Origin of the sequence: Terrabacter sp. NPDC080008 (assembly GCF_040702505.1) — a bacterium.
In the GTDB taxonomy this organism is placed as follows: domain Bacteria; phylum Actinomycetota; class Actinomycetes; order Actinomycetales; family Dermatophilaceae; genus Terrabacter.
On sequence record NZ_JBFBLC010000001.1, the window covers coordinates 778,818 to 797,161 of the forward strand.

At 71.9% G+C, this 18,344-nt stretch carries 19 protein-coding genes; 12 read left to right on the forward strand and 7 right to left on the reverse strand.

What is annotated here, in order from left to right:
- The first annotated feature begins 26 nt into the window (after positions 1-26).
- Together AB0316_RS03635 and AB0316_RS03640 are read left to right on the forward strand one after the other, a co-directional pair.
- Positions 27-995, forward strand: coding sequence for a sugar ABC transporter permease (locus tag AB0316_RS03635; protein ID WP_366270543.1), 969 nt, complete (start codon positions 27-29; stop codon positions 993-995).
- Complete coding sequence (locus tag AB0316_RS03640; RefSeq protein ID WP_366270545.1) at positions 992-1,903, forward strand: carbohydrate ABC transporter permease; 912 nt, start codon at positions 992-994, stop codon at positions 1,901-1,903. Before AB0316_RS03635 ends, AB0316_RS03640 begins: the two co-directional genes overlap by 4 nt.
- 25 nt (positions 1,904-1,928) lie before the next feature.
- Here the strand turns inward: AB0316_RS03640 and AB0316_RS03645 are convergent, their stop codons facing one another.
- The gene (locus tag AB0316_RS03645) at positions 1,929-2,777 is read right to left on the reverse strand and encodes a helix-turn-helix domain-containing protein (RefSeq protein ID WP_366270546.1); all 849 of its coding nucleotides are present in this window, start codon (positions 2,775-2,777) and stop codon (positions 1,929-1,931) included.
- Between the two features lie 40 nt (positions 2,778-2,817).
- Here AB0316_RS03645 and AB0316_RS03650 point away from each other — a divergent pair, with 40 nt between their 5' ends.
- Together AB0316_RS03650 and AB0316_RS03655 are read left to right on the forward strand one after the other, a co-directional pair.
- Positions 2,818-3,744: a phytanoyl-CoA dioxygenase family protein gene (locus AB0316_RS03650; RefSeq protein WP_366270547.1), complete on the forward strand. Its 927-nt coding sequence runs from the start codon at positions 2,818-2,820 to the stop codon at positions 3,742-3,744.
- A gap of 87 nt (positions 3,745-3,831) precedes the next feature.
- On the forward strand, positions 3,832-6,039 hold the full coding sequence (locus tag AB0316_RS03655; protein ID WP_366271287.1) for an alpha-galactosidase: 2,208 nt from the start codon (positions 3,832-3,834) through the stop codon (positions 6,037-6,039).
- A gap of 152 nt (positions 6,040-6,191) precedes the next feature.
- On the opposite strand, the gene AB0316_RS03660 is transcribed toward AB0316_RS03655, so the two are convergent.
- The gene (locus AB0316_RS03660; RefSeq protein WP_366270549.1) at positions 6,192-6,701 is read right to left on the reverse strand and encodes a Fur family transcriptional regulator; all 510 of its coding nucleotides are present in this window, start codon (positions 6,699-6,701) and stop codon (positions 6,192-6,194) included.
- 32 nt (positions 6,702-6,733) lie between these two features.
- On the opposite strand from AB0316_RS03660, the gene tdh reads away from it, so the two are divergent.
- Genes tdh through AB0316_RS03685 form a run of 5 tightly spaced genes read left to right on the forward strand, consistent with a single transcriptional unit; the run spans position 6,734 to position 11,085 of the window.
- The gene (gene tdh / locus AB0316_RS03665) at positions 6,734-7,771 is read left to right on the forward strand and encodes an L-threonine 3-dehydrogenase (RefSeq protein WP_366270550.1); all 1,038 of its coding nucleotides are present in this window, start codon (positions 6,734-6,736) and stop codon (positions 7,769-7,771) included.
- An 11-nt stretch (positions 7,772-7,782) separates the two neighbouring features.
- Positions 7,783-8,454 (forward strand): alpha/beta hydrolase, encoded by a 672-nt coding sequence (locus tag AB0316_RS03670; RefSeq protein ID WP_366270551.1) that lies wholly within the window; start codon positions 7,783-7,785, stop codon positions 8,452-8,454.
- Complete coding sequence (locus AB0316_RS03675; protein ID WP_366270553.1) at positions 8,451-8,858, forward strand: YrdB family protein; 408 nt, start codon at positions 8,451-8,453, stop codon at positions 8,856-8,858. The genes AB0316_RS03670 and AB0316_RS03675 overlap by 4 nt, the downstream gene beginning before the upstream one ends.
- Before the next feature lie 53 nt (positions 8,859-8,911).
- Positions 8,912-10,477 (forward strand): Na+/H+ antiporter, encoded by a 1,566-nt coding sequence (locus tag AB0316_RS03680; RefSeq protein WP_366270554.1) that lies wholly within the window; start codon positions 8,912-8,914, stop codon positions 10,475-10,477.
- A gap of 29 nt (positions 10,478-10,506) precedes the next feature.
- Entirely contained in the window at positions 10,507-11,085 is a 579-nt protein-coding gene (locus tag AB0316_RS03685) for a dihydrofolate reductase family protein (RefSeq protein WP_366270556.1), read from the forward strand.
- On the opposite strand, the gene AB0316_RS03690 is transcribed toward AB0316_RS03685, so the two are convergent.
- Together AB0316_RS03690 and AB0316_RS03695 are read right to left on the reverse strand one after the other, a co-directional pair.
- Positions 11,057-11,482, reverse strand: a complete 426-nt coding sequence (locus AB0316_RS03690; RefSeq protein ID WP_366270558.1) for a TIGR03668 family PPOX class F420-dependent oxidoreductase — start codon at positions 11,480-11,482, stop codon at positions 11,057-11,059. The genes AB0316_RS03685 and AB0316_RS03690 overlap by 29 nt on opposite strands.
- 13 nt (positions 11,483-11,495) lie before the next feature.
- The gene (locus AB0316_RS03695; protein WP_366270559.1) at positions 11,496-11,744 is read right to left on the reverse strand and encodes an SCO4226 family nickel-binding protein; all 249 of its coding nucleotides are present in this window, start codon (positions 11,742-11,744) and stop codon (positions 11,496-11,498) included.
- 125 nt (positions 11,745-11,869) lie between these two features.
- Here AB0316_RS03695 and AB0316_RS03700 point away from each other — a divergent pair, with 125 nt between their 5' ends.
- Complete coding sequence (locus tag AB0316_RS03700; RefSeq protein WP_366270561.1) at positions 11,870-12,769, forward strand: alpha/beta fold hydrolase; 900 nt, start codon at positions 11,870-11,872, stop codon at positions 12,767-12,769.
- An 86-nt stretch (positions 12,770-12,855) separates the two neighbouring features.
- Positions 12,856-14,049: a glycine C-acetyltransferase gene (locus AB0316_RS03705; protein ID WP_366270562.1), complete on the forward strand. Its 1,194-nt coding sequence runs from the start codon at positions 12,856-12,858 to the stop codon at positions 14,047-14,049.
- A 117-nt stretch (positions 14,050-14,166) separates the two neighbouring features.
- Here the strand turns inward: AB0316_RS03705 and AB0316_RS03710 are convergent, their stop codons facing one another.
- The gene (locus AB0316_RS03710) at positions 14,167-14,595 is read right to left on the reverse strand and encodes a pyridoxamine 5'-phosphate oxidase family protein (RefSeq protein ID WP_366270563.1); all 429 of its coding nucleotides are present in this window, start codon (positions 14,593-14,595) and stop codon (positions 14,167-14,169) included.
- 128 nt (positions 14,596-14,723) lie between these two features.
- On the opposite strand from AB0316_RS03710, the gene AB0316_RS03715 reads away from it, so the two are divergent.
- On the forward strand, positions 14,724-16,766 hold the full coding sequence (locus AB0316_RS03715) for an NAD(+) synthase (RefSeq protein ID WP_366270565.1): 2,043 nt from the start codon (positions 14,724-14,726) through the stop codon (positions 16,764-16,766).
- 28 nt (positions 16,767-16,794) lie between these two features.
- On the opposite strand, the gene AB0316_RS03720 is transcribed toward AB0316_RS03715, so the two are convergent.
- Both AB0316_RS03720 and AB0316_RS03725 read right to left on the reverse strand, forming a co-directional pair.
- Entirely contained in the window at positions 16,795-17,856 is a 1,062-nt protein-coding gene (locus AB0316_RS03720) for a zinc-dependent alcohol dehydrogenase family protein (RefSeq protein WP_366270566.1), read from the reverse strand.
- Between the two features lie 5 nt (positions 17,857-17,861).
- Entirely contained in the window at positions 17,862-18,329 is a 468-nt protein-coding gene (locus AB0316_RS03725; protein WP_366270569.1) for an Hsp20/alpha crystallin family protein, read from the reverse strand.
- Positions 18,330-18,344 lie beyond the last annotated feature (15 nt).

Consider the following 18,344-nt stretch of genomic DNA (forward strand, 5'->3'; position numbering starts at 1 on the left):
GACCGACGCGCCCACCTGGAGGAGCCATGGCAGTACCCCTTGACCCGGCTGCGTCCGGCGTCCGGCCGGCAGCCCGCAGCGGCGCCGCGGAGTCGGCGCCCCCGACGACCGAGCGCGTGAGGCGACGGAGACCCTGGCTGTGGTTCCTGCTGCCCTTCCTCGTCCCGTTCGTCCTCTTCTACCTCGTCCCGATCGCCTACGCGATCTACCAGAGCCTGTTCAAGATCGAGCGCACCGGCGGGATCTTCGGCCAGACCCAGCAGGTCTTCGCCGGCCTCGAGCAGTACGCCAACGTCCTCAGCGACGACACCTTCCGCGCGGGCGTGCTCCGCGTGCTGGTCTTCGGGATCGTCCAGGTCCCGATCATGCTGACGATCGCGCTCGTGACGGCGCTGATCCTCGACTCGGCCGTCGCGCGCCTCAAGCGCTTCTTCCGCATCGCCTTCTTCGTGCCCTACGGCATCCCGGGCGTCATCGCGGCACTGATGTGGGCCTTCCTCTACAGCCCCCAGCTCTCGCCGATCGTGGCGGCGCTCAACCAGGTCAGCACCGCACCGGACTTCCTCGGCAGCAACCTCATCCTGTGGTCCATCGCCAACGTGACGACCTGGACCTACACCGGCTACAACATGCTCATCATCTTCGCGGCGCTGCAGGCCCTGCCCCAGGAGATCTTCGAGGCGAGCCGCATCGACGGCGCAGGCGGCATCCGCACCGCCTTCTCGATCAAGATCCCGCTCGTCTTCCCCGCCCTCGTGCTGACCACCGTCTTCTCGATCATCGGCACGCTCCAGCTCTTCACCGAGCCGGTCGTTTTCCAGACCATCTCGACGAACGTGACGAGCGGCTACACCCCGAACATGCAGGCGTATGCCGTCGCGGCCTCGAACAACTACTCGTTCTCCGCGGCGCTGTCGGTCGTCCTCGCCGTCGCGACCTTCATCCTGTCCTTCGGCTTCCTGCGGTTCACCCAACGACGAGGAGCGGCCCTGTGAGCACCGCGACCGAGGCCGCCCGGCGCGGCCGCAAGGCGCCCGCCGCGGCGACGTCCAAGCGAGGGTCCCGCGAGGTCTCGCGCACGGCAGTGGTCATCGCGATGGTCTTCCTCGTCGTCCTGGCCGTCTACTTCCTCCTGCCGGTCTACTGGCTCGTCGTCAACTCGACGAAGTCGCAGAGCGACCTCGTCACGACGAACGGCTTCTGGTTCTCCGGCTGGGCCCTGTGGGACAACCTCAGTGCCCTCTTCACCCGCGACGACGGCGTCTTCCTGCGCTGGATCCTCAACTCCGTGCTCTACGCCGGGGTCGGCGCGGGCGTCGGGACACTGCTGGCGGCCATGGCCGGCTACGCACTGGCGAAGTACACCTTCCGCGGACGCGAGCTGATCTTCTCGGTCGTGCTCGGCGGCGTGCTCGTCCCGGCAACCGCCCTGGCGCTGCCGCTCTTCCTGCTCTTCGCCAAGGTGTCCCAGACCGACACCATGTGGTCGGTGTTCCTGCCGAGCATCGTCAGCCCCTTCGGGGTCTACCTCTCGCGCATCTTCGCGGCCTCGGCCGTGCCCGACGAGATCATCGAGGCGGCGCGCATCGACGGGGCGGGGGAGCGGCGGATCTTCTTCGGGATCGCCTCGCGCCTCATGGCGCCGGCGCTCGTGACGATCTTCCTCTTCCAGTTCATCGCGATCTGGAACAACTTCCTGCTGCCGCGCATCATGCTCAACGACGCGAAGCTCTACCCGCTGACCTACGGCCTCTTCTACTGGCAGTCGCAGATCTCGCGCGACCCGCAGCTGCAGACCCTGGTCATCGCCGGCTCGCTCGTCTCGGTGATCCCGCTCATCGTCGTCTTCCTCAGCCTGCAGCGCTTCTGGCAGGCCGGCCTGGCGGCGGGCTCGGTCAAGTGACATCCCGGCGGGGCCGCCGGCCCGCTCAGCCCAGGTGCCGGCGGTAGGCGGCGGGCGGCATACCGACGTCCTGTACGAAGCGGGCGTAGAACCGGCTCGTCGAGCCGAAGCCGGCGCGCAGCGCGATCTCGCTCGTCGTGGCGTCGGTGGAGATGAGCAGGCGCTGCGCCTCGGCGGTGCGGCACTGGGCGAGGTAGTCGCCGATCGTGACTCCGAGGTGCCTGCGGAAGGTCGCGGCGGCGGTGCTCGGGTGCAGGTGCGCCACCGCCGCGACGTCGGCCACGGAGAGGGGGTCCCGGTAGTGCGAGGAGACGAACGAGGCCATGGCGGTCGCCGCGGCGGCCGGCCCGGACGGCGTGGGCCGCAGCCCCTCGGGCGGTCGCGCGGTTGGCGCCGCCCTGGTCAGGAACGCCTCCACCTCGAGCCGCGCGGCCCTCGTCAGCGTGGGGCTGGCGCCGATCTCGCGGCTCCACGTCCGCATGGAGCCCTCCATGGCGGCCGGCGCGGCGAGGGTGAGCAGGCGCCCGCGCAGCAGCTCGGCGGCGAACGTCGACGGCAGGCCGTGCCACGCGAGGACGTCGACGAGCGGCACGGTCAGCCACGCCACCGACACGTCCTCTCCCGCGCCGCCGGGATCCGTGTCGGCCAGTCGGTGTGGCAGGCCCGCCCAGAAGACCCCGCACTCGTGGGCGCCGATGCCGTATGCCGTGCCGCCGTGGTCGAGCACCGCCGCGCCTCCCAGCGGCAGGACCACCTCGACGTCGTCGTGCCGGTGGGCGCGCGCCATGACCGGGACGCTGCTGAGGCCGCACGCGAAGCCGAACCGCTCCTCCAGCGGCGAGGTGGCTCGGATCCGGGAAGAAGGAGCGCTCATGGCGGAAGTATGCCGGGATCCCCGCTCCTAGGGTCGATGCATGACGACTGAAACCGCCCCCACACAGAGTCGCCGCGACGTGCTCTCGCCGTGGTCGCTGTCCTACGAGCAGGTCCGCTTCTTCGACGAGCACGGCTACCTCGTGCTGCCCGGCCGCATCCGGCCCGAGCTGCTCGAGCGCCTCCAGCGTGCGTCGGAGCGCTGGATGGCCGACGGGCTCGACCCGAACCGCCCCCGCCCCGGCGACTGGCTCTTCGCCCGGCGACCCGCGGGCGAGGTGATGTACCGCGTCGACTACCTCCACGACAAGGGTGAGGCCGCCTCGCTGGAGCTGCTCGGCTCACCGGAGGTGCTGGGCATCGCCGAGAGCCTCGCCGGACCGGACTTCGTGCCGACCTACGAGTCGATGGTCTTCAAGTCCGCCGGCGACGGCGCCCCCATCCCGTGGCACCAGGACGCCGTCCACTCGCGCCGGCACCGCATCTTCAACGTCGACGTCTACCTCGACGCCTCGCTCAGCGGCCAGGGCGCGCTGCACGTCGTGCCGGGCTCGCAGCGCGAGCGCACCGACGCGTGCGCGGTGGCCGAGCAGCACGGCTGGCAGCTGCCCGGCGCCATCGAGGTCGAGCTGCAGCCGGGCGACGTGCTCGTCCACGACGACATGATCGTGCACGGCTCGCCGCCGGCCGTCGGCAACGCCCTGCGCCGCACCGTCTACCTTGAGTTCCGTTCTGCGCACAGCATCTACGAGGACGGGCCGTGGTCGCGGGAGTGGGTCGACTCCCGGCTGCGGCTCGTGCCGCTGGCACTCGCCGAGCATGCCCGACGGTGGCCCGCCGACGAGCGGTTCGAGTGGCACATCGATGCGGCTCTGCGTCCACAGTCCCGGGGCGACGCGGAGCAGGAGCTGCGCATCGTCCACGAGGTCCACACCCCCGGCGAGTGGTGCAGTGCCGGGACCGCGTAGGACAATCGCGGGGCATCCAGCCTGCCGTCCCACCCCACCCCGACCAGCCCGATCCCCAGCAACCGAAGAGGCGAGTGCGCCGTGCCGATGACCCCCCGCCCCCAAGCCGACCCGGCCGGTGCCCCACCGCTCGTCGTCGAGGCCGCCGGCACCGCCCTCGTGCTCGCGCCACGCCCCGACGGCGCCGGCCTCCCCGAGGTCGTGCACTGGGGTCCGGCGCTGGCGGGGGGCCCGAGCACGTATGCCGCCCTGGCCGCCGTGACGACGCCGCCCGCGCCGCCGAGCGCCCTCGACGAGGCGTGGCCGCTGACCGTGCTGCCGGGCGAGGCGGACGGCTGGTCGGGCACCCCCGGCTGGGCCGGCCACCGTGGCGGCGGCGCGGGCGCTGTCCGGTGGCAGGACGCCGTGTGCTCGGCCGAGGGCACGACGCTCGTGACGCGCGCGAGCTCGGCTGACGGCATACGGCTCGAGCTGCGGCACTCGCTCGACGAGCACGGGGTGCTGCGGGTGGACGCGGCGGTCACCAACGATGGCCACGAGGCCGCACCCCTCGACGTGTCGGCGCTCCGGGCGATCCTGCCGCTGCCGGTGCGCGCCGACGAGGTGCTCGACCTCACCGGACGCTGGTGCCGCGAGCGCTCGCCGCAGCGCAGCAGCCTCGACCACGGCACCCACTTGCGTGCCAGCCGGCGCGGTCGGACCGGCCACGACGCGACCCTGCTGCTCATGGCCGGGACACACGGATTCGGCTGGCGCACAGGCGAGGTCTGGGCCGTGCACACCGCGTGGAGCGGCAACCACGAGCATCTCGTCGAGGCGCTGCCGGAGGGTGCCGGCCGTCACCACGCCGTCATCGGCGGCGGCGAGCTGCTCGCGCCCGGCGAGGTGCGCCTCGCGCCGAGGGAGACGTATGCCGCCCCGACGGTCGTCTTCGTCCACTCCACCGACGGGCTCGACGGGCTCTCACGCCGCCTCCACCGGAGCCTCCGCGCGCGCCCGGGGCACCCGTCGCGGCCGCGCCCCGTTGTGCTCAACACGTGGGAGGCCGTCTACTTCGAGACCGACCTCGACCATCTGAAAGCATTGGCGGACAAGGCCGCTCGCATCGGTGTCGAGCGCTTCGTCCTCGACGACGGCTGGTTCGGCAGTCGTCGGCACGACCGCGCGGGCCTGGGGGACTGGGGCGTCTCCTCGGACGTGTGGCCGCAAGGGCTGGCGCCGCTCGTCGACCACGTCAAGGGCCTCGGGCTCGAGTTCGGGCTGTGGTTCGAGCCCGAGATGGTCAACGAGGACAGCGACCTCGTGCGTGCCCACCCGGAGTGGGTGCTGCGCCCGGCCGCCGGCTCACCGCGGGAGTGGCGGTTCCAGCAGCTGCTCGACCTGACCCACGACGACGCACGCGAGCAGCTGCTCGAGCGGATCAGCGGGCTGGTCGGCGAGTACGGCATCGACTACATCAAGTGGGACCACAACCGCGACCTGCTCGAGGCGGTGCACACGGTCGACGGCGTTAAGGGTCGACGGGTCGACGCGCCGGCTGTGCACGCCCACACCCTCGCCTTCTACCGGCTGCTCGACGACCTGCGGGCGCGTCACCCGCAGCTCGAGATCGAGTCGTGCAGCAGCGGCGGCGGCCGGGTCGACCTCGGGGTACTCGAGCGCACCGACCGGATCTGGACGAGCGACTGCAACGACGCCCTCGAGCGGGCCAGCATCCAGCGCTGGACGAGCCTGCTCGTGCCACCGGAGCTCATGGGCACCCACGTCGGACCGGCGACCGCGCACACGACGCACCGCACGGTCGACCTCGGCTTCCGGATGCTGATGGCGCTGCAGGGTCACGCCGGCCTCGAGTGGGACATCACGACGTGCTCGGCCGACGAGCTGGAGGCACTGACGCGCTGGACCGGCCTGGCGCGCGAGCTGCGGCCGCTGCTGCACACCGGCGACCTCGTGCGCTCCGAGAGCCCGGACGGCACCGTCCTGGTGACCGGCACCGTCGACGCGGAGCGCGGCCACGCGGCCTACACGGTCGCGCGGCTCGTCACGGGGCGGGACGCCGTGACCGGCTCACTTCCGCTGCCGGGCCTCGACCCCGACCGGTCGTATGCCGTCCGGGTGCGTCCCGAGGCCGGGCTGCCCGCCGTCGTGCAGCACACCCCGCCACCGTGGTGGGAGGCCGCGCTGTCGGAGGAGGGCCTCGTCGTGCCTGGTTCGGTGCTGACCGCGGTCGGCCTGCCGGTGCCCGTCCTCGCCCCCGCCCAGGGCTACCTCCTCGACCTCCACGCCCTCTAACCGTCGAAAGGCCAAAGTCTGCGGGTCCCTGAACGTCGAGAGGCCAAAGTTCGCGGGTTCGTGCAGGTCGAGTGGACAACGATGCGTCGCGAAGTCTGGCCTCTCGACTGCGGCCCATCCGCAAACATTGGCCTCTCGACGGTTCGGGCGGGTCAGGTCGGGTGGCAGTCGCGGCAGGTGCCGAGGAGGGCGGCGTGGCCGGTGTCGAGCTCGAACCCGAGCTGCTCACGCAACGTCGCCCGCGCCTCGTCGAAGACCTCGGCCGGCACGTCGAACACGCGGCCGCACTCGTGGCACTGGACGTGCGCGTGCTCGTGCTGGTGCTCGCGCCGGTACCCGCCCTCGTACTCCTCCAGCGTCGCCGGCTCCGTCAGGTGGTAGACGGTGGCGGAGCCGCCGAGGTGAACGTGCGAGAGGACGCCGGTGTCCACGAGTGAGGTGAGCGTCCGGTAGACGGTCGCCCGGTGCACGGCCGGTTCGAGATCGGCGACCCGGGCCCCGATCTGCTCGGCGCTCAGGTGCTCGTCCGCACGGTCGGCGGCGTCGACGACGCGGAGGACGGCATACCTGGCCGTCGTCACCCGCTCGCCGGCCTCGCGCAGCCGCGTGACGGCGCCGGCGACGCGGGCGCTCTCGGGTCGGCCGGGGTCAGAGGGGTCCACGCACCCATTATCGGCAGTGGCAGACTCTCCCCGTGCGTGCCCTCACCAAGCTGTCCGCAGGCCCCGGCCTCACCCTCGTCGACCGTCCGGAGCCGAAGTGCGGCCCCGCGGACGTCAAGATCCGCGTGATGCGTGCCGGCATCTGCGGCACCGACCTGCACCTCGCCGGCTGGGACGACTGGGCGGAGTCCACCGTGACCCCGCCGCTCGTCATCGGCCACGAGTTCTACGGCGAGGTCGTCGAGGTCGGTGAGGACGTCACCGAGGTCAAGGTCGGCGACCGCGCCTCCGGTGAGGGCCACATCGTCTGTGGCACGTGCCGCAACTGCCGCGCCGGCCGCCGCCACCTGTGCATCCGCACCCAGGGCATCGGCGTCAACCGCGACGGCGCCTTCGCCGACTTCGTCGTCATCCCGGCCACCAACGTCTGGGTGCAGCCGGAGGACCTCGACCCCGACCTCGGCGCCGTCTTCGACCCGCTCGGCAACGCCACGCACACCGCGCTGCAGTGGCCGATGGTCGGCGAGGATGTCGTCATCACCGGAGCCGGCCCGATCGGCGTCATGGCGGCCGCGATCGCCCGGCACGCCGGCGCCCGCTACGTCGTGGTCACCGACGCCAGCGACTACCGGCTCGCGCTCGCCGAGCACGCCGGCGCCGACCTGACGATCAACGTGACGCGCGAGAGCCTCGCCGACGCGCAGGCCCACCTCGGCATGAAGGAGGGCTTCGACATCGGCCTGGAGATGTCGGGCGCCGCCCCCGCCGTCACCGACATGATCACGAACATGAACCACGGCGGCCGCATCGCCCTGCTCGGCCTGCCGCACCAGTCCTACGAGCTCGACTGGGGCAAGGTCATCACGCACATGATCACGCTCAAGGGCATCTACGGCCGCGAGATGTACGACACCTGGTACGCCATGTCCCAGATGATCGCGACTTCCGAGCGCTTCCGCTCCGCCGTCACGCAGGTCATCACCCACCGCTTCCCGGCCGAGCAGTGGGAGGAGGCCTTCGACACCGCCCGCTCGGGCCAGTGCGGGAAGGTCGTCCTCGACTGGAGCTGAGAGGCTTTCGTATGCCGTCCGCTGCCGACCGCGACGCCCGTCCCCGCCCGCTCGTCCTCCTCCACGGCCTGGGCCAGTCGCCGATCGCCTGGCAGGACTTCGTCTCGGCCTACGGTGCGGGTCGCCCGATGAGCGCGCCGTGGATGCGGGGGCTCAAGCCGAAGGACCCGGTCGGCTTCGACCTCGGCGCGGCAGCGGCCGGGGTGGCGGACGAGCTCGAGCTGCAGGGCGTCAAGCAGGCTGACTTCGTCGGGGTCTCGGTCGGGGCCAGCGTGGCCCTGCGTCTTGCCGTCGAGCGGCCCGAGCTGGTCGGTCGCCTCGTCCTCGGTGGCGCGCTCGTGCGCCCGTCAAAGGGGGCGCTGCGGATGCAGAAGATCGCGATGCGGCTCGTGCCCGAGGGCAAGCTGGTCGACGCCGGCGTCTCGCGCCCGCGGATGCTCGCCGTGCTCGACGCGCTCAAGGGCTTCGACGGGACGGAGTCGCTGCGCACCGTCACGGCGCCGGTCCTGCTCGTCGCCGGCTCGAAGGACAAAGCGGGTGTCGTTGCGGCGCAACAGCTCTCACAACAGCTGCCCAACGCGCGCCTGCAGGTCCTCGACGGCGCGGGTCCGCTCCTCAACACCGAGTCGGCGCGCGAGCTGGCCGACCTCACGCACGCCTTCCTCGACACGCCGGACGCATGACGCAGCAACCCGGCGACAACACGGTCGACCCGGTCGACCCGGCCAAGGCGGGCGGCCCGGTCAACGCCAACGACCTCGTCGCGTTCGCCGTCGAGGTGCTTGCCGTCGTGCTCCTCGCCGTCTGGGGCGCCCACCTCGGCACCACGACCCTCGAGCACGTCCTCGCCGGCATCCTCGTGCCGGCCATCGCGGCCGTCCTCTGGGGCCTGTTCGCGGCGCCGCGGGCTCGCAGCCGGGTGCCGGCCCTCGTGGTGGCCACCAAGGTGCTCGTCCTCGGCACGGCGATCGTCGCGGCCTGGTCGCTCCTGTCGCCCGTCTGGGCCGGTGTCGTGACCGTGGTCGTCGTGGTCAACACGCTGCTGATGTGGGTCGGGCCCTTCGCCCACCCGCTCGGCCGGGACTGAGCCGTCTCGGGACGCTGCCTGCGCACCTCGGCGCCGCCCCGTAGGTTCGGACGGTGAGCACCCTCCTGCTGGTCCTCGTCGTCACCGTCGGCGTCATCGTGCTCACCCCGGTGGCGGACCGGATCCGGGTGCCGCAGCCGGTGCTCCTGACCATCTTCGGGCTCGCGATCGCCTTCGTCGTGCCGGAGAACCCGCTCTCCTTCGATCCCTCGCTGATCCTCCCGGTCGTCCTGCCGCCCCTGCTCTTCGCAGCCACGCAGCGCACCACCGTCACCGAGTTCCGCGAGCACGCGGGCGCGGTGTTCACGCTCGCGGTGGGCCTGACCCTGGCCACGATCGCGGTCGTGGCCGTCGTGTCGCACGCCGCTGGGCTGCCGTGGTCGGTGGCGTGGGTGCTCGGCGCCATCGTGTCGCCGCCGGACCCGGTGGCCGCCACAGCCGTCGCGCGTCGACTGCGCCTGCCCCACCGCCTGGTGACCATCCTCGAGGGCGAGGGCATGTTCAACGACGCGACGGCGCTCGTCGCCTACAAGGTCGCGATCATCGCCGCGGTCACGGGCGGCATCACCGGCGGGCAGGTCGCGGTCGAGCTCGTCGAGGCGGTCGTCCTCGGCGTGCTGGCCGGGGTCGTCCTCGGCTTCGTGACGCGCCTCGTGCTCGCGAGGATCCACGACGCGTACGCGGAGACGACCGTGACGGTGCTCGTGCCGTTCGTCGCCTACGTCGGTGCCGAGCACGTCAACGGCTCGGGCGTCCTCGCCGTGCTGGCGCTCGGCCTCTACCTGCGCACCTACGGCCACGACGCCACCACCTCCGGGGGCTGGCTGCTCGGCCGCGCCGTGTGGGACTACGCGGACTTCCTGATCACCAGCCTCGTCTTCACGCTGCTCGGTTTCGAGCTCGTCGCGGTGATCCGCTCGACGGGCACCGGGACCGACACGGCCTGGCTGGCGCTGCTGGTCGTGGGGACGCTCATCGTCTTCCGCGCCGTCTGGATCTATCCCGCCGCCTGGCTCAGCCGGCTGCGGGCCCGGCGCCGCGACCTGCCCGTGCCGACAGGGTGGCGGGAGTCGACGGTGGTCGCGTGGGCGGGGATGCGCGGAGTGGTCACCGTCGCCACGGCGGTCGCGCTGCCGGAGGTCGTCGCCTCGGGGGAGGCACTGCCCGACCGGGCCCAGCTCGTGACGGTCGCGCTCGTCGTCGTCCTCGTGACCCTGGTGCTCCAGGGCCTCACCCTGACGCCGCTGACGAAGCGCCTTCGCGTCGGCAGCGACGTCGACGACTCCGCCGAGGTCGCGCGGCTGCGCCTGCGCGCCAGCCGGGCCGCCCTCGAGCAGATCCGCGGCGAGGCCGCGACCCTCGACGAGGACGTGCGCGCCGCGGCGCTCGCGCAGTACGAGGGCTACGTGACCGCGCAGCAGAGCCTGCACCGGGCGCGGGCGGGCGACGACGAGGCGAGCGACCGGCGCGCCGACGAGCTCGAGACGGTGCTGCGCCGGGCGAGCGACGTCGAGCGGCAGCTGGTCCTCGAGGCGCGTCGCCGCGGTGAGGTCTCGGCCGGCAGCGCCGACGAGGTCCTCCGCGACATCGAGAACCGGGCCCTGCGCGACTTCGACTGAATGCCGCTGCCGCGTGGCACAGTCGGACCATGGGACGACTCGTCTACACGACCATCTGCTCCCTCGACGGCTACGTCAACGACACGAGCGGCGGCTTCGACTGGGCAGCCCCGGACGCGGAGGTGCACGCCTTCGTCAACGACCTCGAGCGTGACGTCGGCACCTACCTCTGCGGGCGCCGCCTCTACGAGACGATGGTCTTCTGGGAGACCGCCCCCACCGACGGGTCGGGAGACGAGGTGGCGCAGGACTACGCGCGCATCTGGAAGGCCGCCGACAAGGTCGTCTACTCGCGCACGCTCGACTCGGTGACCAGCGCCCGCACCCGGCTCGAGCGCGACTTCGACCCGATGGCCGTGGCCCGCCTCGTGGCCTCCTCCGACCGCGACGTCAGCGTCGGCGGCCCGACGCTCGCCGCGCACGCGCTGCGCGCCGGCCTCGTCGACGAGCTGCGGCTGCTCACGGTCCCCGCGGTCGTGGGTGGCGGCACGCGGGCGCTGCCGGGCGGCATACGCCTCGACCTGAATCTCGTGGACGCCCGCCGTTTCGCCGGGGGCACGACGTACGCGAGGTATGCCGTCAGGCGCCCCACCGCGTCCACCGGGTGACCGCGACGCGCAGGAACGGTCCCGCCGGCGGCCGGTCGGCGTACTGCGGGTACTTGGCCGCCAGCGCAGCCAGGGCCTCCTCGCTGCCGGGTTCACCGGCGTGGACGACGGAGGCCGTGCCGTCGGCGCGCACCCACCACAGCCGCGACCAGTCGTCGTCGTAGTGGTCGACGAGGAGCGTGACGTCGGGGTGCGCCTCGACGTTGGCCAGCCGCTGCAGCGCCCGCGTCGACTTCGGCTTGTCGTCGACGGCGCTCCACACGACGTCGCCGTCATCCCGGGCGTCACGCACCACGGCGAAGACGACCGGCACCAGGTGCGGCCGTCCGTCGGGCCGGACCGTCGCGAGGCGTGCCACGCGCGCCGCCCGGAAACGGAGCGAGGCGTCGGCGTCCACGCCCCGACCCTACTCAGGCGGTGACGGTGATCTCGTGGATCTCGTCGGCCGGGTGTCCGGTGCGCTCGTGGATGCGGCGCACGGCGTCCGCGCTCGGCCCCTCCGACAGGCAGAAGACGTGCCCGGTCCTGGGGTCTGCCCAGGCCTGCTTGAACTTCACGCCCTCGTCGTCCTGGATGTCGAGGTCGGCCTGGTGCGCCTCCATCAGCGCCTCCGACGTGACGCCCGGCATGTTGGTGTGCACGTCCATGAACTCTGGCATGGTCCCCTCGCTCACTGCTCGGTCCCCTGACAGGTTGATCCGAGCCACGCTACGCCGGCGCCCGCTGGGCGGCAGGCGATTCGGCAATCCGCGGTGCAGAGGGCGGCCCGTGGTTGCATGAGGTCATGCCCACCCACGACATGCAGCTGGTCCGCACGCCCGACGGCCGTGACCTCGAGGTCCTCGTCACCGGACCCGAGGACGGCCTGCCGCTCGTCTTCCACCACGGCACACCCCAGGCCGCCGTGCCGTTCGGCATCCTCGAGCGCCCGGCGGCCGAGCGCGGGCTGCGGACCATCTCCTACTCGCGCCCCGGCTACGGCCGGTCCACCCCACGGACCGACGCCGACACGACGGCCACCGTTGCCGACGACGCCGCCGACACCGCGGTCGTGCTCGATGCGCTGGGCCTCGACTCCTTCGTCACCCTGGGCTGGTCCGGCGGCGGCCCGCGAGCGCTCGCCTGCGCCGCGACCCTCCCCGGCCGGTGCCTCGCGGCGACCTCCGGCGTCGGCATCGCCCCGCCCGGTGCCGAGGGCCTCGACCCGACGGCCGGCATGGGCCCCGAGAACATCGCCGAGTACGGCGCGGTGGCGCAGGGCAGCGAAGCCCTGACGGCCTACTTGGAGGAGCACGGCACTCCGCTCTTCTCCGCGACGGCGGACGACATCACCCGCGAGCTCGGCGGGCTCCTGCCGCCGGTGGACGTGGCAGCGATGACGGGCGAGCTGGCCGACTACCTCGCCGCGGCGTCACGGCACGCCGGGGCCCAGGGAATCGTCGGGTGGCGCGACGACGACCTGACCCACACACGTCCGTGGGGGTTCGACCTCGATGACATGAAGGTGCCGACCGCGATCTGGCAGGGCACCGAGGACCTCATGGTGCCCTTCGCCCACGCCCAGTGGCTCGCCGCCCACGTCGCCGGCGCACGCGCCCACCTCGTCGAGGGAGAGGGGCACGTCTCGCTGCTCATGCGGATGGGCGACGTCCTCGACGACCTGCTGTCCCTGGCCGGGCGCTAGCCACCCGTCGGGGAGCCGGCCCGGCGGCATACGCTGGGTGCCGCCAGCCGCCCCGCCACCCGGCCCACACGCGCGAAGGACGAACCATGTACGGATCGGTCAAGGACGAGATCGCCGCCACCCTGCAGGAGATCCGCGACGCCGGCCTCTACAAGAACGAGCGCGAGCTGACCTCGCCGCAGTCGGCGCACGTCACGACGCTCAAGGCGGAGGCGCTGAACTTCTGCGCCAACAACTACCTGGGCCTGGCCGACGACCCGGGCGTCATCGAGGCCTCGAAGAAGGCGCTCGACGAGTGGGGCTTCGGCATGGCCTCGGTGCGCTTCATCTGCGGCACCCAGACCCTGCACACCTCGCTCGAGCACAAGATCAGCGAGTTCCTCGGCACCGAGGCGACGATCCTCTACTCGTCGTGCTTCGACGCCAACGGCGGGGTCTTCGAGGTGCTCTTCGGCGCCGAGGACGCGATCATCAGCGACGAGCTCAACCACGCCTCGATCATCGACGGCATCCGGCTGTCCAAGGCGATGCGCTACCGCTACAAGAACGCCGACATGAGCGACCTGCATGCCCAGCTCGTGGCGGCCCGCGACGCCGGTGCCAAGCGCACGGTCGTGGTCACCGACGGCGTCTTCTCGATGGACGGGTCGTACGCCCCGCTCGACCGGATCTGCAACCTGGCCGACGAGTTCGGCGCGCTCGTCTTCGTGGACGACTCCCACGCCGTCGGGTTCGTCGGCAACGGCGGCCGGGGCACGCCCGAGCTCTTCGGGGTCATGGACCGCGTCGACATCCTCACCGGCACGCTGGGCAAGGCGCTCGGCGGCGCCTCCGGCGGCTACGTGTCGAGCCACCAGGAGATCGTCGACCTGCTGCGCCAGCGGTCGCGGCCCTACCTGTTCAGCAACTCGGTCGCGCCCTCGGTGGTGGCCGGCTCGATGGCCGCGCTCGAGCTCGTCGAGAGCTCGGCCGAGAAGCGCGAGGCCCTCAAGGCCAACACCGCGCTCTTCCACTCGCTCATGACCGACGCCGGCTTCGAGCTGCTGCCCGGCACGCACCCGATCCGCCCGGTCATGTTCCCCGGCGAGGACGGCGCCCGCCGCGCCGCCGAGATCGCCGACCACATGCTCGGCAACGGCGTCTACGTGATCGCCTTCAGCTTCCCGGTCGTGCCCCGTGGCAAGGCCCGCATCCGCGTGCAGCTCTCGGCCGCGCACTCCGAGGCCGACGTACGCGCGTGCGTCGACGCGTTCGTCGCCGCCCGGGACGCCGTCGGCTGAGGCTCAGAGCGGCGCGCCGGCCGGAGCAGGAGTGCACCGCCGACCCAGGAGTGCGCGTTGCAGCGCGCACTCCTGGGCCGCACGCGCACTCCTGGGGCGAAGCCGCACCCCTGACGGTCAGCCGGCGGGGAGGTCGCGCAGCCAGGGCCGGGTCAGGTCGAAGCGCCGGCCCGAGATCTCCTCGACCTCGATCGCCACGACGACCGACTTCGGGGTGTCGACCCACGGACGCACGGGCAGCCGCTCGACGACGTAGGCCGCCTGCCCCTCGAGCGTTCGGGCGTGTCCGCGGACGATGACGCTCGTCGCGCGCTCCTGGGTGATCTCGTCGACCTCGAAGGCGACGTCGGTGTTGGCGGTCACCCCGAAGAGCTTGCTGCCCTCGGCGGTCATGAAGACGAGGCGCTCGCCGTCGACGGCGTAGTTGATCGGCACGATGTGCACCTCGCCCACGAGGTGGAAGCCCAGGCGGCCGAACTCGTGCTCGCGCAGGAAACCCCAGGCTTCGTCTGGGTGCAGGACGTGGACCGGGTCGCGGTCGGACATGGTGACCTCCTCGAGCATTCGTCGGGCTCCCGCCCTCCTACTACCAATGGTAGTAAGGGCGGCATCGGGCCGGGAGGGGACGACGGCGAGTCCCGCGTCACAGGCCCTCGTGCGATTGACTGTGCCCCATGGACTTCTACAGCTCCTGGGCCCAGGGCTTCGCCCGCGTCGCCGCGTGCACCGTGCCGATCGTCGCCGTCGACCCCGAGCGCAACGCCGACGCCGTCCTGGCCCAGGTGCGCGAGCTCGACGAGGAGGGCGTGGGCCTCGCGCTCTTCCCGGAGCTGTGCCTCTCCGGCTACGCCATCGACGACCTCTTCCTGCAGGACCCGCTCCTCGACGCCGTCGACGACGCCCTGGCCCGCCTCGCCGAGGCGACCGCCGACCTGCGGCCGGTCGTCGTCGTGGGGGCGCCGCTCGAGAAGGGCAACCGCGTCTACAACTGCGCCGTCGTCATCCACCGCGGCCGCATCCTCGGGGTGGCTCCCAAGTCCTACCTGCCGACCTACCGCGAGTTCTACGAGCGGCGCCACTTCGCGCCCGGTGACGACCAGCGCGGCCAGACCATCGACGTCGCCGGCGACCGGGTGCCGTTCGGACCCGACCTGCTCTTCCGCGCCACCGACGTGCCCGGCTTCGTGCTCCATGTCGAGGTCTGCGAGGACTTCTGGGTGCCCGTCCCGCCGAGCGCCGAGGCGGCGCTCGCCGGCGCGACCGTCCTGACCAACCTGTCCGGCTCGCCCATCACCGTCGCCCGGGCCGAGGACCGGCACCTCCTCGCCCGGAGCGCGTCCGCGCGCTGCGTCGCCGCCTACCTGTATGCCGCGGCAGGTGAGGGCGAGAGCTCGACCGACCTGTCGTGGGACGGCATGACGATGGTCTACGAGAACGGCGCGCTGCTCGCCGAGAGCGAGCGCTTCCCCGACGGCGCCCGCGCCTCGGTCGTCGACATCGACCTCGACCTGCTGCGCCAGGAGCGCAAGCGCATGGGCACCTTCGACGACAACCGTCGCACCCACGCCGTCCGCGCCGACGGCTTCCGCACCGTCGAGCTCGAGCTCGACCCGCCCACCGGCGACCTCGGCCTGCTGCGCAAGGTCGACCGCTTCCCGTTCGTCCCCGACGACGAGAGCCGCCTCGCGCTCGACTGCTACGAGGCGTACAACATCCAGGTCTCCGGTCTCGAGCAGCGGCTGCGGGCCATCGGTCAGCCGAAGATCGTCATCGGTGTGAGCGGCGGTCTCGACAGCACGCACGCCCTCATCGTCGCGGCCAAGGCGATGGACCGGCTCGACCGCCCCCGCAGCGACATCCTCGCCTTCACGATGCCGGGCTTCGCCACGAGCCACCACACGAAGACCAACGCGATCGCCCTGATGGAGGCGCTCGACGTCACGTGGGAGGAGCTCGACATCCGCCCGGCCGCCACGCAGATGCTCCAGGCGATGGGCCACCCGTTCGGGCGCGGGGAGAAGGTCTACGACGTCACCTTCGAGAACGTCCAGGCCGGCCTGCGCTACGACTACCTCTTCCGCATCGCCAACCAGCGCGGCGGCATCGTCCTCGGCACCGGCGACCTCTCCGAGCTGGCGCTCGGCTGGTGCACCTACGGCGTCGGCGACCAGATGAGCCACTACGGCATCAACACCGGGGTGCCCAAGACGCTGATGCAGCACCTCATCCGCTGGGTCGTCTCGTCCGGCCAGTTCGAGGAGCCCGTCAACGAGACGCTGACCTCGATCCTCGGCACGGAGATCTCCCCGGAGCTGGTCCCCGTCGAGGAGGGCGACACCCCGCAGAGCACTCAGGCCAAGATCGGCCCGTACGCCCTGCAGGACTTCACGCTCTTCCACGTGCTGCGCCGGGGCTACCGCCCGTCGAAGATCGCCTACCTCGCGTGGAACGCGTGGCGGGACAGCGAGGCGGGCGACTGGCCCGCGGGCTACCCGCTGGCAGAGCGGACGGCATACGACCTCCCCGAGATCCGGCACTGGCTCGAGGTGTTCGTGCGGCGCTTCTTCGCCAACCAGTTCAAGCGCTCCGCGCTGCCCAACGGACCGAAGGTCGTCGCGGGCGGCTCGCTCTCGCCCCGTGGTGACTGGCGCATGCCGTCCGACGCGACCCCCGTGACGTGGCTGAGTGAGCTGGAGGCCAACGTCCCCGAGGAGTGAGCCGCGCTGCCGGCCGCGGTGTCATGGTTCAGCTCGTGAGGACCACCTTCAGGGCGCCGGTGTCCGCGGCCTGTGCGAAGGCGTCGTAGGCCTTCATGAAGTCGGCCATCGCGAAACGGTGGGTCACGAACCGGGCCAGGTCCACCTGGTGGGTGGCGAGCAGCCGGAGCAGCGTCGGCGTGGAGTAGGTGTCGACGAGCCCAGTCGTGATGGTGACGTTCTTGATCCAGAGGTCCTCGAGGTGCAGCGAGGCCGGACCGCCGTGCACGCCGACGTTGGCGACCCGCCCTCCCGGGCGGACGAGCTCGGCGCACTGCTCGAACGTCGCCGCCACCCCGACCGCCTCGACCGTGACGTCGGCACCCAGGCCTTCGGTGAGGCTGCGCACGACCTCGAGGGCGTCCTCGCGGGAGGGGTTCACCGTGATGTCGGCGCCGAACTGCTTGGCGGCTTCCAGTCGGGCATCGGCCAGGTCGATGGCCACGACGTGGGACGGACTGAAGAGCTTGGCACCCATGATGGCGGAGAGCCCGACCGGGCCGGCGCCCACCACCGCTACGACGTCACCGGGGGAGACCCGGCCGTTCAGCACACCGACCTCGTAGCCCGTGGGCCCGATGTCGGCGAGCATGAGTACTTCCTCGTCAGTCACACCTTCCGGCACGGCATACGTCGAGGTGTCCGCGAAAGGAACCCGCACGTACTCCGCCTGCGTGCCGTCGATCTTGTGGCCGAGGATCCAGCCGCCACCGCCGATGCACTGGCCGTAGCTGCCATCCCGGCAGTAGCGGCAGGCACCGCACGCGGTGATGCACGAGACGAGCACGTGGTCGCCGGGCCGGACGTTCTTGACGCCGGGTCCGACCGACTCGACGGTGCCGACCGCCTCGTGGCCGAGGATCCGACCGTCGGTCACCGCGGCCACGTCGCCCTTGAGGATGTGCAGGTCCGTGCCGCAGATGGTGACCGTGTCGACCTTGACGACGGCGTCCGTGTCGTCCTCGACGACGGGCTTGGGCACCTCCTCCCACGACTTGCGGCCCGGGCCGTGGTAGACCACCGCGTGCATCGAGGACCCGTTCCCGGCCATGGTGCTCAGCTGATCTCTACGTGCGTCGTCTTGGCCTCGCCGGCCTTGGGCATCGTCACGACGAGCACCCCGTCGGAGAGGGTGGCCGCGACCGCCTTCTCGTCGACCGCGACCGGCAGGATCGCCTCGTAGGCGAAGGAGCCCGACGTACGCGTGGTGTGCCGCAGGGTGCCCTTGCCCTCCTTCTCGGTCGTCTTCGTGCCGCGCACGCTGAGCCGGCGGCCGGAGAACTCGATGGTGATGTCCTTCTTGTCGACGCCGGGCACGTCGAGCTCGAGCGTGAACGCGTCGTCGGTCTCGCGCAGCTCGCCACCGGGCGCGAAGTCGCTGCTGCCCATGACCGGGGACCACATCTGCTCGAAGAAGTCCTGCATCCGGCCGGCCCACGGCGCCAGCTCGCTCCACGGGGACAGCTCCTCGCGCCGCTGCACGGAACGACGCTCGGGGGCCTGCGCGCCAGTGTTCGTGGTCATGTGCTCCTCCTCCTG

Excerpts from the sequence above, each read along its gene's own strand:
- AB0316_RS03715 (WP_366270565.1), top strand. The coding sequence starts at position 14,724 with ATGGACTTCTACAGCTCCTGGGCCCAGGGCTTCGCCCGCGTCGCCGCG.
- AB0316_RS03705 (WP_366270562.1), top strand. The coding sequence starts at position 12,856 with ATGTACGGATCGGTCAAGGACGAGATCGCCGCCACCCTGCAGGAGATC.
- AB0316_RS03700 (WP_366270561.1), top strand. The coding sequence starts at position 11,870 with ATGCCCACCCACGACATGCAGCTGGTCCGCACGCCCGACGGCCGTGAC.
- AB0316_RS03695 (WP_366270559.1), bottom strand. The coding sequence starts at position 11,744 with ATGCCAGAGTTCATGGACGTGCACACCAACATGCCGGGCGTCACGTCG.
- AB0316_RS03650 (WP_366270547.1), top strand. The coding sequence starts at position 2,818 with ATGACGACTGAAACCGCCCCCACACAGAGTCGCCGCGACGTGCTCTCG.
- AB0316_RS03645 (WP_366270546.1), bottom strand. The coding sequence starts at position 2,777 with ATGAGCGCTCCTTCTTCCCGGATCCGAGCCACCTCGCCGCTGGAGGAG.
- AB0316_RS03655 (WP_366271287.1), top strand. The coding sequence starts at position 3,832 with ATGACCCCCCGCCCCCAAGCCGACCCGGCCGGTGCCCCACCGCTCGTC.
- AB0316_RS03710 (WP_366270563.1), bottom strand. The coding sequence starts at position 14,595 with ATGTCCGACCGCGACCCGGTCCACGTCCTGCACCCAGACGAAGCCTGG.
- AB0316_RS03635 (WP_366270543.1), top strand. The coding sequence starts at position 27 with ATGGCAGTACCCCTTGACCCGGCTGCGTCCGGCGTCCGGCCGGCAGCC.
- AB0316_RS03670 (WP_366270551.1), top strand. The coding sequence starts at position 7,783 with ATGCCGTCCGCTGCCGACCGCGACGCCCGTCCCCGCCCGCTCGTCCTC.
- AB0316_RS03720 (WP_366270566.1), bottom strand. The coding sequence starts at position 17,856 with ATGGCCGGGAACGGGTCCTCGATGCACGCGGTGGTCTACCACGGCCCG.
- AB0316_RS03725 (WP_366270569.1), bottom strand. The coding sequence starts at position 18,329 with ATGACCACGAACACTGGCGCGCAGGCCCCCGAGCGTCGTTCCGTGCAG.
- AB0316_RS03675 (WP_366270553.1), top strand. The coding sequence starts at position 8,451 with ATGACGCAGCAACCCGGCGACAACACGGTCGACCCGGTCGACCCGGCC.
- AB0316_RS03685 (WP_366270556.1), top strand. The coding sequence starts at position 10,507 with ATGGGACGACTCGTCTACACGACCATCTGCTCCCTCGACGGCTACGTC.